The sequence below is a fragment of the Salinicoccus hispanicus genome (genome assembly GCF_009831115.1).
Lineage (GTDB): Bacteria > Bacillota > Bacilli > Staphylococcales > Salinicoccaceae > Salinicoccus > Salinicoccus hispanicus.
Map to the genome: position 1 here is coordinate 141,964 of NZ_WUUK01000003.1, position 23,224 is coordinate 165,187.

Sequence of the window (23,224 nt, forward strand, 5' to 3'; positions counted from 1 at the left end):
AATCCTCACAAAGACGGACAGCCTCCATCCATCATCGAACTGGTTGCGGGCTGTCCGTCTCTTGTATCATATTGTTCTTTCTAGTTGAGACTTTCTCTGACAATCCGCTTGTAATAAAGCAGTGACATAATGGCAAATAGAGAGTAGAGGGCGGTATAGACCCCCATAACAGTGAGCATCGGCGTCCACATCTCCGTTCCGAATATGAACCATCCTGCATTTACCGCAAAATATGCATGCAGCAGACCGATCAGCAATGGAATACCGAAGGTGATGGCCATCTTGATGGACAATCCTTTGATGATTTCACGCTCTGAAAAGCCGAGCTTTCTGAGCACGTTATAGCTGCCACGTTCATCCTCGCTCTCACCCACCTGTTTGAAGTATAGAATACAGCCTGAAGTCAGAAGGAAGGAGAGTCCGACAAATGCGATGATGAACATTGTCATCCCGAGTGCCTGCATCTGAACCGTATATTGTTCAATCTTGGATTGGAAGTATGGATTTTCTTCCTGGTCCATCATTTTGAAAATTTCCATACTGTCCTCTCCCGCTATATCGAGCGCATACGTCCGAGTCATTTCCGCTGTACGGGCTTCCTCGGACTGATTATCAGCCAGTTGCTGATAAACCGCTTCATCAACAATGGCGGCAGGAGACCCGAAAGATATCTGGCTCGGCAATATTGCCCGATCCTGTATATCCACCAATTCCAAAGAATGCTTATAGTCACCGGATACGAACGTCACCGGTTCATTCAGACCATAGTCGACGAATGATTGCATCACATCGGAAGTGCCGGTAATGATAGTTTCATTCTCACCAACATCCACCGAATCGAAATATGCTTCACTCACCACCATCATAAGCAGTGTTGAACCATTGATGTCCATAAGTTCGAGATCTGCACTGATTGCGCCGTCTGTATCTGCTTCATATTCCAGGGACGGGAGCTGGATCGTTTCATATTCGATGCCTTCTTCAGTGAGCAGGGATTCGTAGAAATCGAGCCCTTCCGCATCTTCGAAAACATAGTCATACGGCATGGTATTTTCCACCGAGCTGCCGGCTGAATAATAGGTGATGTAGGAAAGTGACATCAGACCGACACTCAATGCACTGATGATACTGATCATTGATAGAAGGAATGAATTGGATTTCATTTTGAACATGATGCTTGTCAATGACAGAACATCTGTTATGCCGACGTGTCCTTTTTTTGATTTTCTGATTACATTCAAAACAAATGCGATCGAGAACTTGAACGTAATATATGTTCCGATGACGACCACGACAAGCACTGTGAATACGAGTGGAACCGCCATTTCTATATAATCGAGCAGTAATGTGGACAGGTAATAGCCCCCTGCAACCATGCTGATGCCGACAATACCCATCAGTACGGTGCCGAACCCGAGACGTCTGCTGTCGGACTCATTTGTCCGATTCAGGGTAATCATGTCAATCAGCTTTGTACGCTTCAGGAAAATGAAGTTCTGAATCAGCAGCAATAGGAATATGGCAATGAACAATCCCGCAGTCTGGAGGACTGCTTCCGTCGAAAAACTCAGCCCGACAGAGAGTTCGATTTGCATGATTCTGAGAAGAACCATCAGCAGTATTCTCGACAGCAGGAAGCCAAAAAGAATGCCAATGATCAGACTGCCGAAGTAGATGATCGCATTTTCCTGCAACAGTATCCGGAAAACCTTGTTTCTGTTCAATCCAATGAGCTGGAAGAGCGCAAGTTCAGTATTTCTACGCTTCAGGAATATGGAGTTGGCGAACATGACAAAAGTGACGATGATAACGACGAGCAGTATGGATCCGATAAGAAAACCAGATGACATCATTGTGCTTGAAGAAAGCTCTTCCGCTGCACTGTCGTCTTTTGACATGAGTACGAATGAGAAATACAGCGACACACTGAAGACGAGCGCAAAAATATAGAGACCGTAGTTCCTGATATTTCTGAAGAAGTTTTTCAGAATGATCCGATTAAGACTCAACGCCGACACCACCCAATACACTCTGAGTACTCATGATTTCCTTGTAGAAATCCTCCTGTGGCCGATCTCCTTTCCTGAGTGTGGAATAGACGAGACCGTCCTTCAGGAAAATAACTCTACTCGAGTAGCTTGCAGCTGTGGCATCATGTGTGACCATCATGATGGTTGAACGACTGTTTGTGTTCATCTGCTTCAGCTTGTTGAGAAGGTTGCTTGCAGACTTGGAATCGAGTGCCCCTGTGGGTTCATCTGCGAAGATGATTTTCGGCTGGTGGACGAACGCGCGCGCCGCACTTGTACGCTGCTGCTGGCCACCGGAAATTTCATTCGGATACTTTTCACTCAGTTCATGGATATCAAGTTCATTCGATACCACATCGAACTGCTTCTCCACTTCATCTTCCTTCATATTTCTGATGGACAGTGGCAGCAGTATGTTCTCCTTTACAGTCAGTGTATCGAGCAGATTATATTGCTGGAAGATGAATCCGAGATCATTCTTTCTGAAGTTCGCAAGTTTCTTATCCTTCATTGCTGTGATGTCTTCGCCCTCGATAAAGATGTGCCCGCTGCTCACCCGGTCGATCGAGCTCAGCACGTTGAGCAATGTGGTCTTCCCCGAGCCTGACGCGCCCATGATGGAGACGAACTCCCCTTTTTCTATCTCCAGATCGATTCCCTTCAGCACTTCAGTGCGGTTGAACCGGTTGCCATATGATTTTTTGATTCCCTTCGCTTCAAGTATCATCATGACGCCTCCTATATTTTTTATTATAATCATATTCTATCTGCATTCTTCCTCCGGGTCGTTTGATTCCGGTGACAGATGCAGAAAACCATGTGACATTTCTGTCACATGGTTTTCACTTTATGGTAGGCGTTCTGTTTTGTGAAGGTAAGCATCATCCGCGTGCCACTGCCATACTCAGACTGGACATCAATACCGAGATGCATGGCCTCTGCAGCCTGACCCGCAAGATACAGTCCCATTCCTGTAGACTGGCCATCTTCGTGATCACTCGTCGAAGTGAAGCCTGCCTCGAATATGCGAGGCAGATCTTCCGACCGAATGCCTCTGCCGTGGTCCTCCACTGTCAGTACGACGGCATCCTCCACAACACTGCTCACAATGCTTATCTCATCATTCTCCGTATATTTCACACTGTTGGCAACAACCTGATCCAGAATGAACGACAGCCATTTGACATCTGTTTCAACTGAAGAAGCAGATAGTGATATGTCGAAGCCGATATCCTTCTCCATGCAGAGTGTCCTCAATTTCCGTATGCTCCGTCTGATAATCGTTTCCAGTTCGGCCGTTTCGATATAGAGGTCATTCTGTATGTTCGGCAGACGCTTCATATAGAGCATCTCGTTCAGCATGCCTTCCAGCCGCTGCCACTCATTCGTCAGCTTCATACGTTTCTGGCCCTCTACATCATCAATGAGCAGTTTGAGCATCGTCATTGGCATCTTCATATCATGGATCCATCGTGTCATTTCATCCATGTTCTCCTCCGTTTTCACCGACTCCGCATCAATGCGCATATTATGCGACTGCCTCACCTGCATCAGCCGTTTCTGGAGGGCATGCTGATATTGGGTTGTTGGGAGCGGGAGTGATTCGATATCGTCGATGTCATCCATTTTCATCAGCTCTTTCGTATACTTCCTGCCCCTGACATACTGCCAGATGGCAAACAGAATGAAAATCAACGTATTGATGAGGGCAATATAAAGAATCGACAAGTCCGATACCGAAACATCCAGCAGACCGATGCCAAGCGTCACACCATTGATCAGAATAAAAAGCAGCCACCATGGCAGATGCTGCGAAAAATACATGACATTCACTCCTTCAGCATATATCCGAGCCCTGTTTTGGTGACGATGGCATCCTCGAGCCCCATTTCTTCGAGTTTCTTGCGTATGCGATTTATATTGACGGTCAGCGTATTGTCACTGATGAATTTAGCATCATCCCACAGCTGCTCGATCAGCTCATCCCTTGAGACGACCTGGTCCTTGTTTGCTGCCAGGATGGAAAGAATGAACGATTCATTTTTCGTCAGCTGGAGGACCTGTCCCGATCGTGCACCAGTCAGTCTCTTGAAATCAAACACAGCGTCCCTGAAACGGATGACGTCCATGCTCTGGTTCTGATACTGGTAGGCACGTCTGAGCAGTGCATCGATCTTCGCCACCAGCACATCAAAATTGAACGGTTTCTGTATATAGTCGTCACTGCCCAGCTGCATGCTCATCACCATGTCGGACGGATGATTCCGCGATGACAGGAAGATGATCGGCAGGCTTGATATATCACGTATTCTTCTGCACCAGTAGAATCCATCATACTTCGGCAATGTAATGTCGATGAGGACGAGTTCAGGCTCGAAGCGGATAAAGTCATTCAGTACATTCGAAAAGTCGGATACCCCGGAAACAGTATGATCCCATTCCTCAAGGCGCGACTTCAGTTCCTCGTACAGCGGCAGATCGTCTTCGATAATGAATATTCTCGACACTGTGATAGCCCCGCTTTCGTTATTTCAAAATAAATATCCAGTTCCCATTATAAAGGAAACTGGATATTTTGCATCGTTTCAATGATTCAACTATATCTGCCTGGCTCTCATCAGCAGCCATAGGAAGTATGGACCGCCGATCAGTGCAACGACAATACCTGTCGGAATGATTGCCGGAGCAAGCAGGAGCTTGCCGAGCAGGTCGGCTGCCGTAAGCAGTACACTGCCGATCAGAATGGATGAGAAGAACAGTACACGCATATTTTGACCGAACAGCATTCTTGAGATGTGCGGTGCAATCAGGCCGATGAAACTGATGGCACCACATACACTGACAGCGAGACTCGACAGCATGGCAGAAAGAATGATGAGGATGATCTTTTCCTTATTCACATTCATGCCGAACCCGGTCAGCATCTCGTCATCAAGGTTCAGCATGCCCATCTCACGGATCCTGAAGAATACGAAGAGCGAGATGAGCAGGATATAAGGGACCGAAATGTAGACGAATGGCCATGTATCACCCCAGATATTGCCTGCAAAGTAGCGGTTCAGCATTTCCATCTGGGTTTCATCGAACACGGATGTAAATACGTAGACGAAGCCCGTTACACCCATTGCTGTCGCGATGCCGATCAGTATGAAGATATTACTTTTGAATGCCCCGCCGATGAACGACAGGAAGAAGATGATGAGCACAGTCAGAAGCCCACCGACAAAACTCATCAGAGGCAGTGCATACAGATGCTGGCTCATCGAACTGCTGATGAAGGTGATGAACAGGACCACACCGAATCCACTGCCGGCGTTGACACCGATGATACCCGGGTCGGCCAGCGGGTTTTTGGAGATGACCTGCAGAATGAGACCACTCAAGGCAAGGGCGGCACCACAGACCAGCACGACGAGTATTCTTGGTAATCTGAACTCGAACAGCACGAGCCTGACATCATCATTCGCCTGGTTGGCAAGTATGTTAAGAAGATCGGTCCATGTCAGACTGAATGTACCCGTAAAAAGATGTGTCAGCACAATTGCAGAGAGCAGTGCGATGATAATGATGAATTTGGCCTGGTTACGCATATTTTGCACCTCTCTTCTTGATGATGTAGATGAAGAAAGGCAGGCCGATGACGGCGATGATCGCGTTGACCGGCGTTTCATTGAAAACTCTCGCCAGCGTGTCGGCCAGGGCAAAGATGATGCCACCAGCCAATCCGGTATAGATGATGGTGAACCGGTGCAGGTTTCCAAACAGCATCTTGATGATATGCGGCACAAGCAGACCAAGGAAAACGACATTGCCGACCATGGCAACCGCCATGCTGGCAAGCATGATTGCCAGTGTCAGCGTCACTCTGCGGTACAGCGTCTGGTTCTGCCCGAGTGATACAGCCATTTCGTCACCGAACAGGAGCACATCCAGTTCTTTTGACAGAAACAGCAGGATGATGACCAGCACAACCGCAATCGGAAAGACGATTGCGATGTTGGACATGGACTGTCCGGCCGCGCCGCCTGCCGTGAAGAAGGCGACGTACTGTCCAAGATTGAATGTGATGACCAGAAAGTCGGTCACTGCATAGAGCAGCAGGCTGATGCCCGCTCCCGCCAGAATGAGATGCATCGGCGAGCGGTAGCGTGTCATGGAAAGGATGAACAGTCCGACAATCATCCCCCCGATGAAGCCGCTTGCCATTACACCGACGAATGGCAGTGCCGGCAAGAGCAGCGCTGCCAGGATGATGGCAAGATTGGCACCGGCATTGACGCCGAGAATGCTCGGTTCACTCAGTTCATTATGGGTCACTGACTGGAGGACCAGCCCCGAGATGCTGATCATGAAGCCGGCAAGCAGTGCACCAAGCACTCTTGGCATCCGGATTTCATAGAGTATCTGATGACTCTGATCTGTCATATTCAGATTGAATATGACATCAAACACTTCTTTCAGCGTATATGTATTTGTCCCAAACATCATTGCCAGCACAAAAGACAAAAGAATACCCATCACAACGATGGGCAGGGGATACCATTTACGATCCATGATGGACCTCTTTGACTGTCTGGCAGAACAGATCATAATCTGCAAGAATCGGCTTGCCTGTCAACGGGTCGGTAGTGATCTTACCATTTATATTGAACACATTGTTGAGGATGTCATTGGTCAGTACATCGCTTGGATGTCCACTTTCAATGATTTCACCCTCGTTCATGATGACAAGATGATCGGAATACTTGATGGCATGGTTGATATCGTGCAGCACCATGACGACTGTCTGCTTTGTCTGCTCGTTGAGACGCCTGACGATGTTCAGTGTCTCGAGCTGATGATGGATATCGAGGTATGTGGTCGGTTCATCCAGCAGCAGTACATCCGCGCCCTGTGCGAGCAGCAGGCTGATCCAGACGCGCTGGGCCTGACCGCCTGACAGTTCGCTCATCATGCGTTCGCTGAATTCGTTGGCACCCGTCTCCTTCAGAGCCCAGTCGATGATCTTATAGTCGTCCGGCTTCAGGCTCTGGAATCTTTTGAGGTGTGGATAGCGGCTGAAGCCGACCAGATCCCGCACCCTGACATCATACTGCAGACGGTTCTTCTGGGAGAGTATGCTTATTTTTTTGGCAATATCCTTCGACTTCATCTGACGGATGTCCATATCATTGATATAGACGCCGCCTTCCTTGGCAGAAATGATTCTTGAAATCGTCTTCAGCATCGTGGACTTTCCGCAGCCGTTCGGCCCGATGATCGTCGTCACTTTGCCTTCCATCAATTCCATATTCGTATGCTTCAGAATTGTACGTTCATTCAGTTCGACTTTGACATCTTTTAGCATTACACTCGTCATGCATGACACCTGCCCAATATTATTTAGTCAATGCTTCCATAATGATATCCTTCTGGTATTCCAGTGAGTACGGATCGTTATAGTAGAAAATGGAAGAATTGAATTCGACGACTCTTTCATTCTGTACAGCTTCAAGGTTGTTCCAGACCGCTGTGTCCCTGTATGCATTATCCGCGCCGGAATCCCCAGAGCCGACAAACATGTAGTCACCGGAGTATTTCTCTATTTCCTCGGCGGATATGGCCTTCCATCCTGTTTCAACCACTTCATCCTGGATGGCCTGCGGCACATCGACACCGAGTCCCTGGTACAGGATTTCAGTACCGCGACCCCAGTTTGTACCGTATACGTAAATATCCTTAGCATACTGTTCGACGACACTGGCTGTCGCATCTTCACCGATGGCTTCCTCGACGGTTGCCCTATCTTCTTCAAGTTCCGCTTCCCAGCCTGCAATCCATTCCTCAGCCTTTTCTTCCGTGTTCGTAATCTTGCCGAGCTCCCTGTGGACATCAAGATAGTTCCACTTGGCGTAATCGATAGGAACAGTTGGTGCGACTGCTTTCAGTTTATCTAAATTCTCGTCGGAATTAAAGGTTATGATCAAATCCGGATCAAGATTCATCACTTGTTCAATATTTCCATCTTCCACAAGTTCAATATCTTCAGTGTACGGCTCGAGTACATCGCTCTCCGTCACTCTTGCGTGCGCACCGACGACATTCGCCTCCAGCTGCATCACATTCCCGAAATAGCTTGTTGCCAGAATGACCACGCGTTGCGGATCTTCCGGAATTTCAATTTCTTCACCGGCATCTGTTGTGTATGATACCATGCCGCCTGACGCTTCTGTGGATTCTTCACTCGAAGCTTCTGACGCCGAGCCTTCATTTTCTTCTACGGAACTTTCTGAAGACTCTTCGGAATTTCCACATGCTGCCAGAACCAATACCATCATCAAAGTAATTATACTGATTAACCTTTTCATTTTTGTTATCCTTCTCTCGCTCAATTTATTTAAAACCTTACGGATTGATAATCATTCTCATTGCCTATATAATATAGTAGAATGAAAGAGATTTCAATAGAAAAGGGGATTATGTATGAATATTTCAGATACACTCATCATAGGTGGCGGCCCTGCCGGACTTTATTCCAGTTTTTATGCCGGATTGAGAGGCATGAGTGTCCAGCTGATCGAACACCATTCCGAGCTTGGCGGCAAGTTGAACATCTATCCTGAGAAAATTATCTGGGATATTGGAGGCATGCCCCCTGCGCCGGCTGAAGATGTAAGAAATCAAATGATAGAGCAGGCCAGGACGTTTGATCCGGAGATCCATGTGTCAACGACATGTGAAACTGTCATCCAGCATGATGACTATTTCGAAACCATCACTGATCAGGGCGCATTTTACAGCAGAACTTTAATTATCGCCTCTGGTGGTGGCATGTATACACCTGTTCGTCTCAAAATTGATGGCGCAGAGGCTTTTGAACTGACAAATTTACATTATACAGTTAAACGGCTCGGAAGCTTCAAGGATCGCAACGTTCTGATTTCCGGTTCCGGCAATACTGCAGTCGATTGGGCTGAGGCTCTTAGTGATATTGCCGCTTCCATTACGATGGTCTACCGGAGCGAGGAGATGAAGGGGCACGAAGCCATGATCGCAGCGCTTAAGAAAAAAGATAATATCCACATGTGCGGCCAGTGTAAAATAGAGAAACTGATATCGAATGAGGCTGGCGATGAAATCGCTGTTGTCGAGCTGACCGATGGAGGCAAGTTTGATGTGGACGATGTTCTGATCAGTCATGGATATGAGTCCAATTGTGCTTTCCTTGAAAATATCAAAGGTGATTTCACCTATAATGAGTATCAGATGATCGAGACGACCGAGACTGCGAAAACCCCTGTCCCCGGCATTTTTGCATGTGGAGACCAGATCACCCATGAGGGTAAAGTCCGTCTGATTGCCGGATGTTTTACAGAGGCTGCACAGGCTGCCAATCATGCCAAGACATTTCTGCAGGCAGATGCACCCACTGGTGGAATGGTGTCGTCGCATAATGACATATTTAAAGAAAAGAACAAGCAGCTCATCAAGGAGATGCACTAGTCCACTTTCTACATCTCCTGCATGGTTGCCATGAACTGCATGATGGCCGGGCTCAATAGGATGATGAAAAGTGTCGGAAAGATGAAGAACACCATCGGAAACAGTATTTTAATTGGTGCTTTGATCGCTTTCTCCTCCGCCCGCTGCTTTCTCAATTCACGGATCTCTTCCGTCTGGACACGGAGGACAGTCACCATGCCGATACCGAGTTTTTCAGCCTGGACAATACTGAACACCAGACTTTTAAGCTCTTCAATCGGAAGGCGTTCGGCCAATGCGGTCAGCGCCTCTTTTCTCGTTCTGCCGAGACGCACTTCTTCTATCACCGATTTGAACTCGCTTGACAGTTCACCAGGCTTCTTTGAAACCACCTTGCTGAGCGCTGCATCAAATCCAAGCCCCGCCTCCAGACTGATGGTCAGAAGATCGAGGAAATCCGGCATCTCTTTCAATGCCTGGGCCTGACGTTTTTTCACCTTCATGCTCATGTATATCCTGGGCAGTGCGATTCCAGTTCCGATGGCTGTAATGAAGAGCAGCAGACCATGGACGAATGTGAGATTCGCAAAATACATGGACAGCGTGGCGAATACCATCAGAAAACCTGTCACCATCCATTGGATCATCTTGAATTCGATGGGGCTGAGCTGCATCCCGGCCTGCTGAAGACGTGCTTCGATCCTGCCCACTTTTTCTTTATCCAGCCTGCGCTGGGATTTCTTTTTCAAACCCTTCCAGAGCGGTTTGATCATGCGGTCCCTGAACGATCCCATTTCATCCGTTTCTACATCGGTCATTTGATGTTCGTCCGGGAAATATAGGCCGATCCGCGCCGGCACCATTCGGTTCCTATGGGCTGGGATGGCCATTGCCGCATATATCAGAAGCGTCATGGAAATAAAAAAGCTGAATGTAAGGAACAGCATATCTACACCTCGATTATTGTCATTTTACGGATGAATATAAAACCGATGATCTCGGAAACAGCTGCTCCGGCGAGAAGCATGCGACCAATCGGTTCAGTGAACAGCAGGCTCATATAGTCGGGGTTGATGACATAGATCAGCGTACCCACGGCAACAGGCAGAAGCCCGATGATCAGGCCGGAGAGCTTGCCCTGGGCGGTCAGCGTGCGGATCTGGTTTGCCAGTCTTGTCCGCTCGCGTATCGTTTCAAGAATCTTATCCAGAAGATACACCAGATTCCCCCCGACCTCGCGCTGGATCAGTATGGATTCCACAAGCATGTCGAGTTCAGGACTCGGCATCCGCTTTTTCCAATCGACCAGTGCATCCTCAAGACGCGTACCATACTGCAGCGCCTTCAGTACGTACTGCACTTCCTCCTTCAGAGGAGAATAGGATTCCTCCTCCACCATCTGGAGTGACTGCAGCAGACTGAAACCTGCCCGGAGCGAGCCACTGATGGAAGTGATCATGCCCGGCAGCGACTCATTGAACTGCTTGACCCGCTTGTTCTTTTTTCGTGTCACCACAATGGTAGGCAGGAAATATCCAAAAGCACCTCCGATGAATGCCAGAAAGAAATTGCTTGTTATGATGTACAGCAGCCCCCCGGCGATGACGAATGCCATTGCCTTGAAAGCAATGAATTCCTCCACTTTCATCATGATGCCGGCAGCTGTCAGTTCACTTTCGAGCGCCTCCCGCCTCCTGCTTTTCTTTCCTCGTCTGACAAGCAGATTTTTGAGGGCATTGTTGGCATTCTTCAGGCTTCCTTTCACAGAGACAGGGGCCTTCGTCTGTTCTTTTTCAGTATTTCTGGACGATGAAATAAATAGAAGCAGCATGAATATGGTCATGAAACTGCCGGCAATCAGAATGACTTCCATGCAATCACTCCTTTTCCACGAACAGGGAAGCCGGCAGATCGATGCCTTCCCGCTCCATGATTTCATAGAATTGCGGCCTTATGCCTGTAGGAATCAGCTTGCCGATGATCTTGCCATTTTCATCCACACCGTTCTGCTTGAAGACGAAGATGTCCTGAAGGACGATGATATCCCCTTCCATGCCCTGCACTTCGGTGATATTGGTGATTCTTCTTGTCCCGTCACTAAGCCGTGTCTGCTGGATGATCAGGTGCAATGCACCTGCAACCTGCTCACGGATGGCTTTGATCGGCAGATCCATGCCCGCCATCAGCACCATCGTTTCAAGGCGTGAGACCATGTCGCGCGGGCTGTTCGAGTGTCCTGTTGCAAGGGAACCGTCGTGGCCGGTGTTCATCGCCTGAAGCATATCGAGTGCCTCACCGCTTCGCACCTCACCGATGACAATTCGATCCGGACGCATACGCAGGGAATTCTTGACGAGGTCCCGGATGGTTACAGCACCTTTGCCTTCGATGTTTGCCGGCCTTGTCTCCAGAGACACCACGTGCTCCTGTCCGAGCTGCAGTTCCGCGGCATCTTCGATTGTTACAATACGATCCTTGTTCGAAATGAAGGAGGAGAGTACATTCAATGTCGTCGTCTTGCCGGAACCCGTACCGCCGCTGACGAAAATATTCAGCTTCGCCTCGACACACGCCTTGATGAAGGCAGCCATCTCTTCAGTCAATGTACCGAACCGCACCAGATCATGTATTGTGAACGGATCTTTCGAGAACTTACGGATCGTGATTGTCGGTCCTGCAAGTGCGAGCGGCGGGATGATCGCATTCACACGGGAGCCGTCCTTCAGACGCGCATCGACCATCGGGCTGCTTTCATCCACCCTTCTGCCAAGCGGGGACAGAATCTTTTCAAGGACCGCCATGACATGGTCCTCATCCCTGAAGGTGACATCCGTCAGAGAAAGCTTCCCACTCCGTTCCGCATAGACCATCTTCGGACCATTGACCATCACCTCGGATACTTCTTCATCAAGAAGCAATGGATTGATGGGGCCATAACCCGTCAGGTCATTCTTCAGTTCTACTTTCAGCTTCTCGATGTTGCTGATGTCCTGAATATGGTCATTCTCCTGAAGAATATCCTGGATGATGTCATCCATATCCATGACAATGTTATCGATGTCTTCATTCTTGCGCTCTTTAAGAATATATTTCAGCGTCAGGTTCTTCAGTTCCATATATTCGCTGTCTGGTGCTTCAACCGGTTTTTGTACCGGCTTTTCCACTGTCTCTTTCTTTGAGGAAGACGGTGGCGCTTCGTTCTTATCCACTACAGATTCGACTGCAGTTTCTTTTGCTGCTGGGACACCATCAACTTTTTCACCTTTTGTCTGCAACCTTGCCAGGAGACTCATGCTTCAACCACCTGTCTGTCATTTTGGGCCAGGATTTGCTCCGCCACTTTTTTCAATTTCTTTGAAAATTTATGCTTCGGACTGCTGGATACTACTGGTACACCCCGGTCGAGCGAATAAGAGATGTCTTTCAATGCATATGGCAGAAAGAAGACATTTTCCTGGTCTATTTTCAGGTGATCATGAACTTTTTTAGTTTCCATCAGCGTCGGTACTGAATGCTTATTGACGATCAGCTTCGTCTTCTCTCCGTGGCCGAGTGCACCAAGCGTCTCTACCATGAGACGGGTGTTCTTCAACGCAGCCATACCTGGTGTCGTCACAACGAGGATACGATCCGCCAGGTCCATCAGAACCATATTCTGTTCGGTCAAGCCATGGTGTGTTTCCACGATGATGACCTCGGCCTGTGATTTCAAGTTTGTAATGGCAGAAGCCAGATCAAGAGCGTCGACCAGATCTGCAAACTCGGGCCGCGTTGGCGCAGGAAGCAGACGGACACCGGAAGAATGTCTTGTGCAGAATGCATGAATATTCGCAAAGTCGTTCCGCTCCACCGCTTCCTTGATGCTGATGCCGGGTGTCAGATCGAGAGCGAGTGCCATATCTCCAAACTGCAGATCACCATCCACCAGTACGGTACGCCTTCCCTCTGCCTGGAATGCCACACCTAAGTTTGTTGTTACAACTGTTTTGCCAGCGCCACCTACGGCGCTCGTTACAAGTATGATTTCAGCGGCCATTGCCACCACACCTTTCTTCCATTATTCGTTACCCATCTTGATGATGCGGCTGCTGATCCAACCCTGTATGCCGGATTTAGTCTCCACATGCAACCAGATGCGGCCGTCCGCATCCGCCGCTTCCTCATTTTTCGTCACCAGTTCATCCCCCGCATCAACAACCGTCAGAACGTTCGCATCAAGAGATGGACCATTTCTGACGTGCGCACGTTCAGGTAGGACAATGATATCAGGAGATGTCGTCTTATCAGTTGTGTCTGCTGTTTCTTCGACTGACAGTTCAGACGCTTCGCCTTCTATTTCAGAAGCTTCAGCTGTATTCGTCATACCATCGACACTTTCAACAGCTACATCCATTACTTCGCCATTCTCTTTCAACCGGCTGATCAATAGGAGATGAAGAGGACCACGATAATTTGCATCTGCCACTTTAACCGCATCAGCTTGTTTCATTTCCACCGTTACAGCAGTATATTCCCCTATAGCTTCACCTTCTGCCGTCTCTTTCATACGCTGATTGACTGCCAATACTTTCACATTTTCAAACAGTATTTCGGCTGGTGCATATCCATTTTCATCAGTCTCATCGTTCGGCAGATGTACGATATCCACCCTATCATTAGGTTGAACCATATTAGATACCGATTGAACGTAATCCAAACCAAACGATACCGCACGGTAGCCATAAGCCACTTTTTTGGATAATATATCCGCCTCGCCCCGCTGTTCGATATGATGACCAAGCAGCACTTCCCCTGCAACAAGTTCTGTCGAAGCGTATTCACCGACCGCTTCATCCTTATCTTTTATGGCTGCCGGATGTACTTCCGACTCGCGCATTTCAGCCATCTGCAGATTCTCATCAGTGAGCTGTACATTCTCCCCGATATCCGCTGCTGCAGAAATCACCTGCACCATGATCGGCTCTTCCACTTCCGCTGCAGTATTCTGCTGCATGAATATATAGAATACACCTGTTGTCAGCAGACCTGAGAAAATCGCCAGCAACAGTATTTTTTTCGGTTTCATTACATTCCACCTACCGTGTTAGTTTAATCGTATATGCGCCGCGGTCTAGAGGAGCATCGCCATTGGATTCGCCTGATCCGGCTCTTTTGATGAAGATGCCGTTAATTTCATCTTTACTATTCATCGAGTCTGTCAGATAGAAGTAGGCGAAACCTGTAATTTCGACTTGACCCATCTGACCCCCGGAATAGTTGTATGGCTTGTACACTGGAACCAACATGATCCTTGCACAGTCCCGCTCTTGAGAGTCAACATTCGGACAACTTGCAATCCTATAATCGACGCCATTTTTAGTCTTTCCTGCAATATTACCTGTTTGGGTGTTGATTACATCTCCAACTTTCAACTCTTCATCAAATCCGTGCTTCAATGTTTCCTCATAAGTTTTCGCACCAGGTCCATCGAGCGCAAGTATGCCGAAGTTTCCATGGTCCGAGTCACCGGCACCTACCTTCAATGGATAAACCTTCCCATATTCAAGCGGCATCGACTCATCCAGCCCGAGCGGCACAACACCAACCCCTGCAGTCATGGCATGCAGACCTGCTTTCGCTTCAGCATTAAGCATGACGTTATCAATACCGAATAAGGAGGAAAAGAATAAAGGCACTTCCCTGCCGACACCAACGTGAAGCAGTTTCTCCGAGTCTACTTTGGAAAAAAGCAGACTTCCTGATTCATTATGATGATTGAGGATCTCTCCTACTACCTGATCCACCTTCTCCTGGGAGTTTGGCAACTCCTGCGCTCCCGATACAGCTGCTGCATTAGCAGTTTTCTGCAAATGACTTTTGGTCATGTAAAGCTGTCCTCCGTCAATTACCAATCCAAGAATCCCAATTGACAGAAACATTGTCAAAGCCATAAGCAGATACATATTGCCTTCCTCATTACGAAACAACTTGCGCATCATATCACTCCACTCTCGTTGTCGAGCTCGTTTTCACCGTAAAGGGAATTGAATAATCCCCCAGCATATTGAATATGCTCTCCGGATAGGTCATTTCCACCGTTACGTATGTGCCCGAGTCTTTTTCACCATCAGGGGAAACAGTGACATCAAGTTTTGATGAATCACCTGAAACAAAATTATCAAGTGCATACGACTTCACCCTCTCATCAGACTCTCCAAGACCAGCCATGCGTGCTGCATCCTGAGTGACCAATTCAAGCTGAAGTTGTGAATGGATGACACGTCCGAAATCCACGATACCTACCAATAGTGCCAAAATCAGAGGCACGAGGATTGCGAACTCCACTAAAGACTGCCCGTCTTCCCTTTTGATCATAACAGTGTCACATCCATCAACAGTGCCATGACAGCACCACCTGCAATTGCCACCCCGTAAGGCATGCCGACGCCAAGAGAGTTCCTAAATCCACCGCGCATGATGATGACGCCTATCGCAAGAATTCCACCAATAACGGCCATATATATGAAAGATTCAAGGACAAATTCATATCCTTTGAATGCACCGACCAATGCCATAAGCTTCACATCACCAGCACCCATCCCACCAAATATATACGGAATAAGGAGTAGAGCAAAGCCGACAATGAAACCAAGAAAGGCTTCTTCAAATCCTCTAAATCCACCCAGCGCTGTATTCAGAACAAATGCAGCAATGAGCGACGGGAAAATCACCTTGTTATATATTTTTCGTTTGCGAATATCAGTTACGACACAGACTCCAAGTATCATCAGTAAAATGACATTGATCGGCATATTTCCTCTTCCTTTCATCTCACCTGATTTTCTATTCTAAAAAAAACAGACCCACTAAAAAGTATGGGTCTGTAGTGCACCAAGTTGAATTATTGCAACTTATTATGGAGTCGAAGTAGTTGCTGCTTCTGGGTCTTTGAGTATATCAGCAACAGATTGCATAAGAGTTTCAAACTGTGGTGTGAGAATAACAAAAGCTGCAACAACTGCGACAACGAGCAATCCAAGAATCAGACCGTATTCCGTCATGCCTTGTCCTTCTTCTTCCATTAACAAACCTTTAAAAAATTCCATCATGTGTATTTCCCTCCATTTATATAGTAAGTAGCGTCAAGCTATAGTACATGGGTTCATTCAGCAAATGCCAGAGTGTCACCTCGGGAGACGCCGTAGAGTTTGCCTGCCGGCAGCTCTACGACTGAGCGGGCTTCTTTATATCTCCAGCCCATCTTTCCCGGAACAAGGTTCGTTTCAATACCGACCACTTCGTTTTCTTCATTGAGGTAGATGACATCGATGTCGAACTTCATGAAGAAAGTGTGGATGGACTTGCACGGATACAGATGCAGTGCGGCGTCACTCGGCATCGAGCACTGGAACATCAATCCTTTGAATCTGGACCAGAAGCTGTGTGCCTGCCTGAGATCTTGTGCCAATACTGTATCCGTTGTGCTGTTGATCAGTTTCATTCCGGTGCTTCCTCCCTGTGCGTCAATGGCTTTGCTGTGTGATTACAATATGAATTATGCGCTTAAATGCAATCTACAACTATCCCCCATCGTTCCCATTGTGCAAAACAGGCTTCAATAAGAACATGCTCTTATATGTATAGGAGCAGTGTCCTACTCTGCTCCTATAGGGCACAAAAAAACGGAGAATGATTTCTCATCCTCCGCCAGTTTCGCTGGTTCATTCCATTATGGATTCATTTCAAATTCTGAAGCGGCCTCGGGCTCATGATATCTATATCTTTCCGGCCCTGATGTGTCAAGCTGTTCAACGATACCTTGTTTCATCAGCAGCTCCATAACAGGTTGAAGATCCTCGACTGTATGATTCAGCCTATCCGAGAGCTCTTCTAATGAATGGGTCGACTGTGGGTTGGATTGAAATAGCATGATGCACTCCATCTGAAGCGGCAGACATGTCCTATTGTTCATCCCTTCCCCCTCCTCACCTGATTCGGCAATACAGATACTATCGATTGCCGTCTTCTTTTAAACGTAAGCAACTTCTACTGCCACTCCATCATAGCTCTATTCGGAAAATAAATAAATCCACTTCCATTCCCTAATTATAAAGCACCGGTCATACGCATAGGAAACGAGAGCTAGAACGCAATGGCCTCATCTCCTATACCCTTTCCGGCGCTATTTATGAAGGTAGCTGTAAACTTTTGATATGGCACCGACCCTGTCTGAGACGTTCAGCTTATGGAAGATCTTTGTCACATGATTCTTGACTGTATGGGTGCTGATATAGAGGGTCTCGGCTATTTCCTGATTATTCTTCCCTTTTGAAAGCAGCGTCAGTACTTCCCTTTCTCTTGGCGATAGATCCTCAAGACTGCTCACTGCACCGGCGATTGCTTCCCTGTCATCTGCTTCAGGTTCACCCGGGAGATCGAAGACCACTTCACTGACATGCTCTGCCCGCATAAATGACAAGTATACTTCGAAGGCCTGTTCATCTATGCATACCAGATTTTTGACTGCTTCCATATCTTCTGCAGTACAAATGGCGTATATATAGCCTGCAATCCTGTGCGGATGATCTTCAGGCAATAGTTTATGTGCTTTGATCAGGTGTCCCGCTTCCATTACTGCACCTATATCCCTTTTTGGAAACATCTTCTTGACGAAGGCAGGTGAGTAGTAGGACAGCTGGCAGGCCCGCACTATCGGGAGGGCAGTATTCTCCGGCAAGTGGAGCCGGGTGGTGATGACTGCGGCCAGTTCAGCGCTGTCTTTTGATCTTTCATAAGCTGTGCTGTCCAGTTCTGCTACAGCAAGCTGGAGTGCTTCGGTCTTCTCTGCAGCGACGCATGTATCCTTGTGCCCTGCAAGCTGGAGCGATACCCCTCCAATGATGGATAGCGTCTGCAGAAAAGCGGTATTTTCAACCATGTCGATTTCTTTTGCTTCATTGATGCCGACTGACAGTATACCCATCAGGTCACTCCCATAGGACAATGGACATTCGATGACCCTTTCTCCATCAGGAAGTACCTGGATATGGGGTTCACTGCTCGTACTTTCAGGAAAACGGGTGAGCTGGTCTGTCCGATCCATCACTGACCTGACATACTGGTTAACATCCCCTCCATAGGTGCCCCGAGTAAAGAGTTTGCCTTTCCCGTCTTTATCATCTTTGATGAGTATAAGTGAAAATGGCCCCTCAACCAGATTGATGCTGATATCAAGAAGGATGAGTACCATCCGTCTCGGGTCGGGCGTCGATGCCATCAGACCGCTCAGCTCCACCAGTGACGTGAGACGGGAGAGCTGTTGTGAATTTTCATGACGCAGTCCTTCTACCAGCATGCTGGATTCGACCAGTATGGAAGCCATCTGCATGATAATTGTGGTGGAAGGACTGGCTTTCTTTTTTGACAGACTGCCCCCGAAGATGACCGATATGGAGCCATCGCCCATTTTTATTACATCTATAAACAGGAACTCGGGCCGTGTATTCATAGGAGAAAAGAACTTTGCACGCCTGTCATGCCCAATGTCTTCCCAATAGGAGCGCTCCTCCATCAATGCAGCCCTGCCGAGAAAACCTTCTCCGACAAGGAATTTTCTGCCCTTGAGCACTTCTGCTTCTTCACCCATGATCTTTGTTACCGTATATGTATCCTCGCCTGTCTGTTCTGCAATCCCCATGAAGTCGACTTCTCCACCTTTCCCGGTCATCTGGGAGAACATCTCGGTGCTGGCATCCTTATGCTCCTGCATGTACTTTCTGAATTTCTCAATGCAGAATCCGGCCAGCGGTGTCTCCGCTTCATTTCTCAGACAGAGCGAGGCGAGTTCTGCCATCCTATCGATGAGATCAAGCCATTCCTGACGATCTTCTTCGTGCAGTACAGGAACTGCATCCTGGACTTTGAGGTGATCTTGCACTTCTGCATCCTGCTCCACCAGCACACCTGCCCATAGATAACATGTTACGCCTTGATCGTCTGTCACCGGGGATACCATGATATGGACTCCTGAACCCACTTCATAGATCAGGGATCTATTTATTCTTCCATTGTTTCTGAGTATGCCTTCAATTTCCTGCAAAAGTCCTTCTTGTTCCAGCATTACCATGCACAGCCTGTTATTTCCTTCGACCGAGGTGAGCATTTCACCTTTTTCATCAGTAAGAAAGAATGTCAATCCATACTGTGATGCGAAAGTCTGCTGAAACTTCTCTATTAATTCAATCGCTGAAGCCATCGTCCAACATCTCCTCTGCAGATTTCTTCGGTTGTATCACTAGGTCGGGAAGTCTATCCTTGATTTTACCCGAAGATGCTAGAAATATGTAGAGTGAATGGAAATGAATTCAAATTGAGTCAATTGCTTTAACCAGTCTTTCTGCAACTTCTCCAATGGGACCCCGACTTTCAAACTTGAATACTTCATCATTGATGAACACGGTGGGAACAGCAGTAATGGAGCGTTCAAGAGCTTCTTTGGTAATATCAAGACTCAGATTCATCGTACTGCGCTGCTCTTCGCATCCGTATTCCTGCTGCATCATCTTCTCAATTTCACTGCTATCCAGCAGACGCCATTCCTGCTGCGTCCGGAAAAGGGAATGCAGAAGGTCGTATGCTCTTCCAGGCTGGTTGTAGTCGATGAACAGATTTGCAATCGTGCCGTGAAGCAGTCGCACTTTAGGCTTGTCATAGTGTTTGATGGTGTACCTTACATCCCCCGCTTCAACTCGTGGCATCAGTGCCTCATGTGCTGCCAGAAAGAAGTTGACACAGTAGGGGCAGGCAGTGTTCAGAAAGACTTCCACATGTTTGTGGGCATCACTACGACCAAGACTGAGTGGTGGTGCATGTTCCATATTGAAAACGCTCCCTTCCATCGTTCTATTTTGCTATTCAAGTATATAGGAAGATTTGACATTTTAAAAGATTGAATAATTACACAATTTTAACATTATATCAAATTTTTATTTCTCATTGACACGAATGTAGAAAGGCGGTAAAGTTTATTTTAAATTAAATTGAATGATTCTTATCCAGAGAGGTGGAGGGACTGGCCCTTCGAAGCCTCGGCAGCAGCTCTATGAGCCCCGTGCCAATTCCAGAAGCCCTAGCGCTTGAAAGATAAGAAGAGATGGATTGCTGCCCTCTTCTTTATGAAGTGGGTTTTTTTATTTCTCTGGATCAATTCCTTTCATTCACTGGAGGCATAAACTATGAAAAACAATATCCGGGGGAGTGCGATTGCTCTATTACCACTCCTCGTCTTCGTCGCACTATTCATCGGGACCGGTATCGCCACGCAGGACTTCCAGGCCATGCCGATTACTGTGGCACTCTTCATCGCCATCATCGTCGCAATGCTCCTGAAGCCGAAAGATCGCTTGAATGAAAAGATTTCCATATTCACTAAAGGTGCGGGCCGTGAGAACATCATGCTGATGGTACTCATCTTCCTGCTTGCGGGTGCATTCTCCCAAGTCGCTGAAAATATGGGTGCTGTGGAATCGACAGTCAACCTTGGTCTGTCGCTGCTGCCAAGCAATCTGCTGCTCGTCGGACTATTCATCATCTGCTGTTTTATTTCCATATCCATGGGAACATCGACAGGCACAGTCATCGCCCTGGTACCGATTGCCATCGGTATCGCTGAACAGACCGAACTGCCGCTTGCGCTGGCAATCGCCACTGTCATCGGTGGGGCAATGTTTGGTGACAACTTGTCCGTCATCTCCGATACCACCATCGTTTCCACACAATCACAGGAAGTCAGGATGGTCGACAAATTCAAGACGAACTTCTTCATTGTTCTGCCGGGCGCGCTTGTGACCATTGTCATCCTATGGTTCATTACATCCGAACAGTCGACCACCCCTGCAACCGATCTGGAATTCAGCCTGATTAAAGTGCTGCCCTACCTTGCCGTTCTGGTCATCGCATTGATGGGCGTCAACGTACTGATCGTTCTGATCGGGGGAACCGTCTTCGCGGGACTCATCGGCCTGGTTGATGGATCCTATACTTTCACTTCCTTCATCACAGCCGCTGGAGAAGGCATCGCCAATATGCAGAATATCGCAATCATCGCCATTCTGATCGGCGGACTGATTGCACTGATCCAGCACTATGGCGGCATCGACTATCTGTTGCATTTCATTACCAGCAGAATCCGCTCGAAGAAAGGGGCGGAGTTCGGTATCGCCGCACTCGTCAGTGCGACGGACTTGAGTACAGCCAACAATACGATATCCATCATCATCACCGGACCATTGGCGAAAGACATCGCCGACGAATACGGCGTCGATCGCAGAAAGTCAGCAAGTCTGCTTGATATATTCGCTGCTGCATTTCAAGGTCTGATTCCTTACGGTGGCCAGATGCTCGCTGCGGCCGGTCTCGCCGCCATATCACCCGTCGCCGTGATTCCCTATTCCATCTATCCTGTCACACTGCTCATTTGCGGCATTATCGCAATACTGCTCGGTTTCCCGAGGAAAAAGAAAGCGTAGTCGGAAGTATCAAATAAAAAGAAGCCCGATCTGCCGATCGGGCTTCTTTTTATTCTATTCTTTTGTCATTCCAAGTGCGGTATGGACCATCATTTTAACGCCATCGATGAAACCATCTTCATCGATGCCGAATTTCGGATGGTGATGCGGGTACTCCATATTCTTATCCTTATTGCCGGCACCGATCCATGCATAGGTTGCAGGGATGATGCGGGAAAATGCGGAGAAGTCCTCGCCACCCATGGCGAGCGGGAATTCGAATACTTTGTCTCCGAACTCGCCTTCAGCAATCTCTTTCACCTTTTCTGTCATCGCTGCATCATTGACGACGGCGGAATAGCCGATATTGAATGAGAAGTCATACGTTGCACCGTACATGGCGCATATGCTCTCAACTGCTTTTTCCATCCGTTCGCTGACCACTGCGCGTGTCTCATCACTCAGTGTCCTTACACTGCCTTCGAGCATCGCAGTGTCCGGAATGATGTTTTTCGCACTGCCCGCATGGAACTTCGTCGTCGAGATGACGACGGAATCGAGCGGCGAGGTGATCCGGGAGACGATCGTCTGGAACTGGTTTAGAATCTGGCCGCCTATGATGATCGGATCAATGGCGTTTTCCGGCTGGGAAGCATGGCCCCCACTGCCCTGGATCCTAAGATCGAAACTGTCGGAGTTCGACGTGATCGGACCTGCCTTGATGCCGATCCGACCTGTTGGAATCGGTGTAAACAGATGCTGGCCATAGATGAAATCCAGATCATCGAACAATCCTGTCGCGACCATCTCAGCGGCGCCGCCTGGCGGCACTTCTTCTGCATGCTGGAAAATCAGATACACTTCCCCATGCAGGGAATCGATATTACCGACGAGCACCTTCGCTGCACCAAGCAGTATTGCCGCATGACCATCATGACCGCAGGCATGCATCGCATTTTCATTTTCAGAGATGAAATCAATATCATCCCGCTCCTCCTGGATCTGGAGCGCATCGATATCGGCGCGCAGGCCGACTTTCCTACCCGGATTGGCACCTTTTATAATGCCGAGCACGCTTGTTTCGGTCGGCCTCGAAATTTCTATCTTGCCGATCTTCTCAAGTTCTCCTTCTATATAACTGCTTGTCCAATGCTCCTCGAATGAAATCTCCGGATGGCGGTGCATCGTACGACGCCATGAAACCACTTCTTCCATTACATTTTCAATTTGCTGATCTATATTCATTTC

General features: G+C 47.9%; 24 protein-coding genes and 1 riboswitch. Of the genes, 2 read left to right on the plus strand and 22 right to left on the minus strand.

Going from position 1 to position 23,224, the window contains the following annotated elements; genetic code table 11:
- Nucleotides 1–80 precede the first annotated feature (80 nt).
- The 8 genes from GQ671_RS08170 to GQ671_RS08205 all read right to left on the minus strand — a co-directional run bounded on the left by GQ671_RS08170 (nt 81) and on the right by GQ671_RS08205 (nt 8,347).
- Entirely contained in the window at nt 81–2,009 is a 1,929-nt protein-coding gene (locus tag GQ671_RS08170) for an FtsX-like permease family protein (protein WP_160655437.1), read from the minus strand.
- Complete coding sequence (locus tag GQ671_RS08175) at nt 1,999–2,757, minus strand: ABC transporter ATP-binding protein (RefSeq protein ID WP_160655440.1); 759 nt, start codon at nt 2,755–2,757, stop codon at nt 1,999–2,001. The genes GQ671_RS08170 and GQ671_RS08175 overlap by 11 nt, the downstream gene beginning before the upstream one ends.
- Before the next feature lie 104 nt (nt 2,758–2,861).
- Nucleotides 2,862–3,854, minus strand: coding sequence for a sensor histidine kinase (locus GQ671_RS08180; RefSeq protein ID WP_160655443.1), 993 nt, complete (start codon nt 3,852–3,854; stop codon nt 2,862–2,864).
- A gap of 5 nt (nt 3,855–3,859) precedes the next feature.
- Complete coding sequence (locus GQ671_RS08185) at nt 3,860–4,537, minus strand: response regulator transcription factor (protein ID WP_160655446.1); 678 nt, start codon at nt 4,535–4,537, stop codon at nt 3,860–3,862.
- Nucleotides 4,538–4,627: 90 nt separating this feature from the next.
- Nucleotides 4,628–5,620, minus strand: a complete 993-nt coding sequence (locus GQ671_RS08190; protein ID WP_160655449.1) for a FecCD family ABC transporter permease — start codon at nt 5,618–5,620, stop codon at nt 4,628–4,630.
- Nucleotides 5,613–6,584 (minus strand): FecCD family ABC transporter permease, encoded by a 972-nt coding sequence (locus GQ671_RS08195; RefSeq protein ID WP_160655451.1) that lies wholly within the window; start codon nt 6,582–6,584, stop codon nt 5,613–5,615. Before GQ671_RS08195 ends, GQ671_RS08190 begins: the two co-directional genes overlap by 8 nt.
- A complete protein-coding gene (locus tag GQ671_RS08200) occupies nt 6,574–7,389 on the minus strand; it encodes an ABC transporter ATP-binding protein (protein WP_160655454.1) in 816 nt (271 codons plus the stop codon). The genes GQ671_RS08195 and GQ671_RS08200 overlap by 11 nt, the downstream gene beginning before the upstream one ends.
- A gap of 19 nt (nt 7,390–7,408) precedes the next feature.
- Entirely contained in the window at nt 7,409–8,347 is a 939-nt protein-coding gene (locus GQ671_RS08205; protein WP_246153211.1) for an ABC transporter substrate-binding protein, read from the minus strand.
- A 145-nt stretch (nt 8,348–8,492) separates the two neighbouring features.
- On the opposite strand from GQ671_RS08205, the gene GQ671_RS08210 reads away from it, so the two are divergent.
- Complete coding sequence (locus GQ671_RS08210; protein ID WP_160655460.1) at nt 8,493–9,512, plus strand: NAD(P)/FAD-dependent oxidoreductase; 1,020 nt, start codon at nt 8,493–8,495, stop codon at nt 9,510–9,512.
- A gap of 8 nt (nt 9,513–9,520) precedes the next feature.
- Here the strand turns inward: GQ671_RS08210 and GQ671_RS08215 are convergent, their stop codons facing one another.
- The 13 genes from GQ671_RS08215 to GQ671_RS08275 all read right to left on the minus strand — a co-directional run bounded on the left by GQ671_RS08215 (nt 9,521) and on the right by GQ671_RS08275 (nt 20,347).
- Nucleotides 9,521–10,405, minus strand: coding sequence for a type II secretion system F family protein (locus GQ671_RS08215; RefSeq protein ID WP_160655463.1), 885 nt, complete (start codon nt 10,403–10,405; stop codon nt 9,521–9,523).
- Nucleotides 10,406–10,440: 35 nt separating this feature from the next.
- On the minus strand, nt 10,441–11,364 hold the full coding sequence (locus GQ671_RS08220) for a type II secretion system F family protein (RefSeq protein ID WP_160655468.1): 924 nt from the start codon (nt 11,362–11,364) through the stop codon (nt 10,441–10,443).
- Nucleotides 11,365–11,368: 4 nt separating this feature from the next.
- Nucleotides 11,369–12,784 (minus strand): CpaF family protein, encoded by a 1,416-nt coding sequence (locus tag GQ671_RS08225; RefSeq protein WP_160655471.1) that lies wholly within the window; start codon nt 12,782–12,784, stop codon nt 11,369–11,371.
- On the minus strand, nt 12,781–13,527 hold the full coding sequence (locus GQ671_RS08230) for an AAA family ATPase (RefSeq protein ID WP_160655474.1): 747 nt from the start codon (nt 13,525–13,527) through the stop codon (nt 12,781–12,783). The genes GQ671_RS08225 and GQ671_RS08230 overlap by 4 nt, the downstream gene beginning before the upstream one ends.
- A 21-nt stretch (nt 13,528–13,548) precedes the next feature.
- A complete protein-coding gene (cpaB, locus tag GQ671_RS08235) occupies nt 13,549–14,556 on the minus strand; it encodes a Flp pilus assembly protein CpaB (protein WP_160655477.1) in 1,008 nt (335 codons plus the stop codon).
- A 10-nt stretch (nt 14,557–14,566) separates the two neighbouring features.
- Nucleotides 14,567–15,469, minus strand: coding sequence for a TadE/TadG family type IV pilus assembly protein (locus GQ671_RS08240; protein WP_160655480.1), 903 nt, complete (start codon nt 15,467–15,469; stop codon nt 14,567–14,569).
- A 1-nt stretch (nt 15,470) separates the two neighbouring features.
- Nucleotides 15,471–15,845 carry a TadE/TadG family type IV pilus assembly protein gene (locus tag GQ671_RS08245; RefSeq protein ID WP_160655483.1) on the minus strand — a complete coding sequence of 125 codons (375 nt, stop codon included), beginning with the start codon at nt 15,843–15,845 and terminating at the stop codon, nt 15,471–15,473.
- Nucleotides 15,842–16,258 (minus strand): A24 family peptidase, encoded by a 417-nt coding sequence (locus GQ671_RS08250; RefSeq protein ID WP_246153212.1) that lies wholly within the window; start codon nt 16,256–16,258, stop codon nt 15,842–15,844. The genes GQ671_RS08245 and GQ671_RS08250 overlap by 4 nt, the downstream gene beginning before the upstream one ends.
- Nucleotides 16,259–16,384: 126 nt before the next feature.
- The gene (locus tag GQ671_RS12950) at nt 16,385–16,579 is read right to left on the minus strand and encodes a Flp family type IVb pilin (RefSeq protein WP_211364903.1); all 195 of its coding nucleotides are present in this window, start codon (nt 16,577–16,579) and stop codon (nt 16,385–16,387) included.
- Nucleotides 16,580–16,632: 53 nt separating this feature from the next.
- A complete protein-coding gene (locus GQ671_RS08260) occupies nt 16,633–16,971 on the minus strand; it encodes a DUF192 domain-containing protein (RefSeq protein WP_160655488.1) in 339 nt (112 codons plus the stop codon).
- Nucleotides 16,972–17,199: 228 nt separating this feature from the next.
- Nucleotides 17,200–17,442: a hypothetical protein gene (locus GQ671_RS08265; protein ID WP_160655491.1), complete on the minus strand. Its 243-nt coding sequence runs from the start codon at nt 17,440–17,442 to the stop codon at nt 17,200–17,202.
- Nucleotides 17,443–17,652: 210 nt separating this feature from the next.
- Nucleotides 17,653–19,725, minus strand: a complete 2,073-nt coding sequence (locus GQ671_RS13080) for a response regulator transcription factor (RefSeq protein ID WP_281354843.1) — start codon at nt 19,723–19,725, stop codon at nt 17,653–17,655.
- Nucleotides 19,726–19,834: 109 nt separating this feature from the next.
- A complete protein-coding gene (locus tag GQ671_RS08275; protein WP_160655494.1) occupies nt 19,835–20,347 on the minus strand; it encodes a thioredoxin domain-containing protein in 513 nt (170 codons plus the stop codon).
- 170 nt (nt 20,348–20,517) lie between these two features.
- Nucleotides 20,518–20,619: riboswitch (SAM riboswitch) on the plus strand.
- A gap of 85 nt (nt 20,620–20,704) precedes the next feature.
- Between GQ671_RS08275 and GQ671_RS08280 the strand changes: the two genes are divergently transcribed.
- Entirely contained in the window at nt 20,705–21,997 is a 1,293-nt protein-coding gene (locus GQ671_RS08280) for a Na+/H+ antiporter NhaC family protein (RefSeq protein ID WP_160655497.1), read from the plus strand.
- A 54-nt stretch (nt 21,998–22,051) separates the two neighbouring features.
- Here the strand turns inward: GQ671_RS08280 and GQ671_RS08285 are convergent, their stop codons facing one another.
- Nucleotides 22,052–23,221, minus strand: a complete 1,170-nt coding sequence (locus GQ671_RS08285; protein ID WP_160655500.1) for a M20 metallopeptidase family protein — start codon at nt 23,219–23,221, stop codon at nt 22,052–22,054.
- Nucleotides 23,222–23,224: the final 3 nt, after the last annotated feature.

Coding starts and splice junctions, on each gene's coding strand:
- GQ671_RS08175 (WP_160655440.1), bottom strand. CDS start 2,757: ATGATACTTGAAGCGAAGGGAATCAAAAAATCATATGGCAACCGGTTC.
- GQ671_RS08180 (WP_160655443.1), bottom strand. CDS start 3,854: ATGTATTTTTCGCAGCATCTGCCATGGTGGCTGCTTTTTATTCTGATC.
- GQ671_RS08190 (WP_160655449.1), bottom strand. CDS start 5,620: ATGCGTAACCAGGCCAAATTCATCATTATCATCGCACTGCTCTCTGCA.
- GQ671_RS08195 (WP_160655451.1), bottom strand. CDS start 6,584: ATGGATCGTAAATGGTATCCCCTGCCCATCGTTGTGATGGGTATTCTT.
- GQ671_RS08200 (WP_160655454.1), bottom strand. CDS start 7,389: ATGACGAGTGTAATGCTAAAAGATGTCAAAGTCGAACTGAATGAACGT.
- GQ671_RS08205 (WP_246153211.1), bottom strand. CDS start 8,347: ATGATGGTATTGGTTCTGGCAGCATGTGGAAATTCCGAAGAGTCTTCA.
- GQ671_RS08210 (WP_160655460.1), top strand. CDS start 8,493: ATGAATATTTCAGATACACTCATCATAGGTGGCGGCCCTGCCGGACTT.
- GQ671_RS08215 (WP_160655463.1), bottom strand. CDS start 10,405: ATGACGCTTCTGATATATGCGGCAATGGCCATCCCAGCCCATAGGAAC.
- GQ671_RS08220 (WP_160655468.1), bottom strand. CDS start 11,364: ATGGAAGTCATTCTGATTGCCGGCAGTTTCATGACCATATTCATGCTG.
- GQ671_RS08225 (WP_160655471.1), bottom strand. CDS start 12,784: ATGAGTCTCCTGGCAAGGTTGCAGACAAAAGGTGAAAAAGTTGATGGT.
- GQ671_RS08230 (WP_160655474.1), bottom strand. CDS start 13,527: ATGGCCGCTGAAATCATACTTGTAACGAGCGCCGTAGGTGGCGCTGGC.
- cpaB (WP_160655477.1), bottom strand. CDS start 14,556: ATGAAACCGAAAAAAATACTGTTGCTGGCGATTTTCTCAGGTCTGCTG.
- GQ671_RS08240 (WP_160655480.1), bottom strand. CDS start 15,469: ATGATGCGCAAGTTGTTTCGTAATGAGGAAGGCAATATGTATCTGCTT.
- GQ671_RS08245 (WP_160655483.1), bottom strand. CDS start 15,845: ATGATCAAAAGGGAAGACGGGCAGTCTTTAGTGGAGTTCGCAATCCTC.
- GQ671_RS08250 (WP_246153212.1), bottom strand. CDS start 16,258: ATGATACTTGGAGTCTGTGTCGTAACTGATATTCGCAAACGAAAAATA.
- GQ671_RS12950 (WP_211364903.1), bottom strand. CDS start 16,579: ATGATGGAATTTTTTAAAGGTTTGTTAATGGAAGAAGAAGGACAAGGC.
- GQ671_RS08260 (WP_160655488.1), bottom strand. CDS start 16,971: ATGAAACTGATCAACAGCACAACGGATACAGTATTGGCACAAGATCTC.
- GQ671_RS08265 (WP_160655491.1), bottom strand. CDS start 17,442: ATGAACAATAGGACATGTCTGCCGCTTCAGATGGAGTGCATCATGCTA.
- GQ671_RS13080 (WP_281354843.1), bottom strand. CDS start 19,725: ATGGCTTCAGCGATTGAATTAATAGAGAAGTTTCAGCAGACTTTCGCA.
- GQ671_RS08275 (WP_160655494.1), bottom strand. CDS start 20,347: ATGGAACATGCACCACCACTCAGTCTTGGTCGTAGTGATGCCCACAAA.
- GQ671_RS08280 (WP_160655497.1), top strand. CDS start 20,705: ATGAAAAACAATATCCGGGGGAGTGCGATTGCTCTATTACCACTCCTC.
- GQ671_RS08285 (WP_160655500.1), bottom strand. CDS start 23,221: ATGAATATAGATCAGCAAATTGAAAATGTAATGGAAGAAGTGGTTTCA.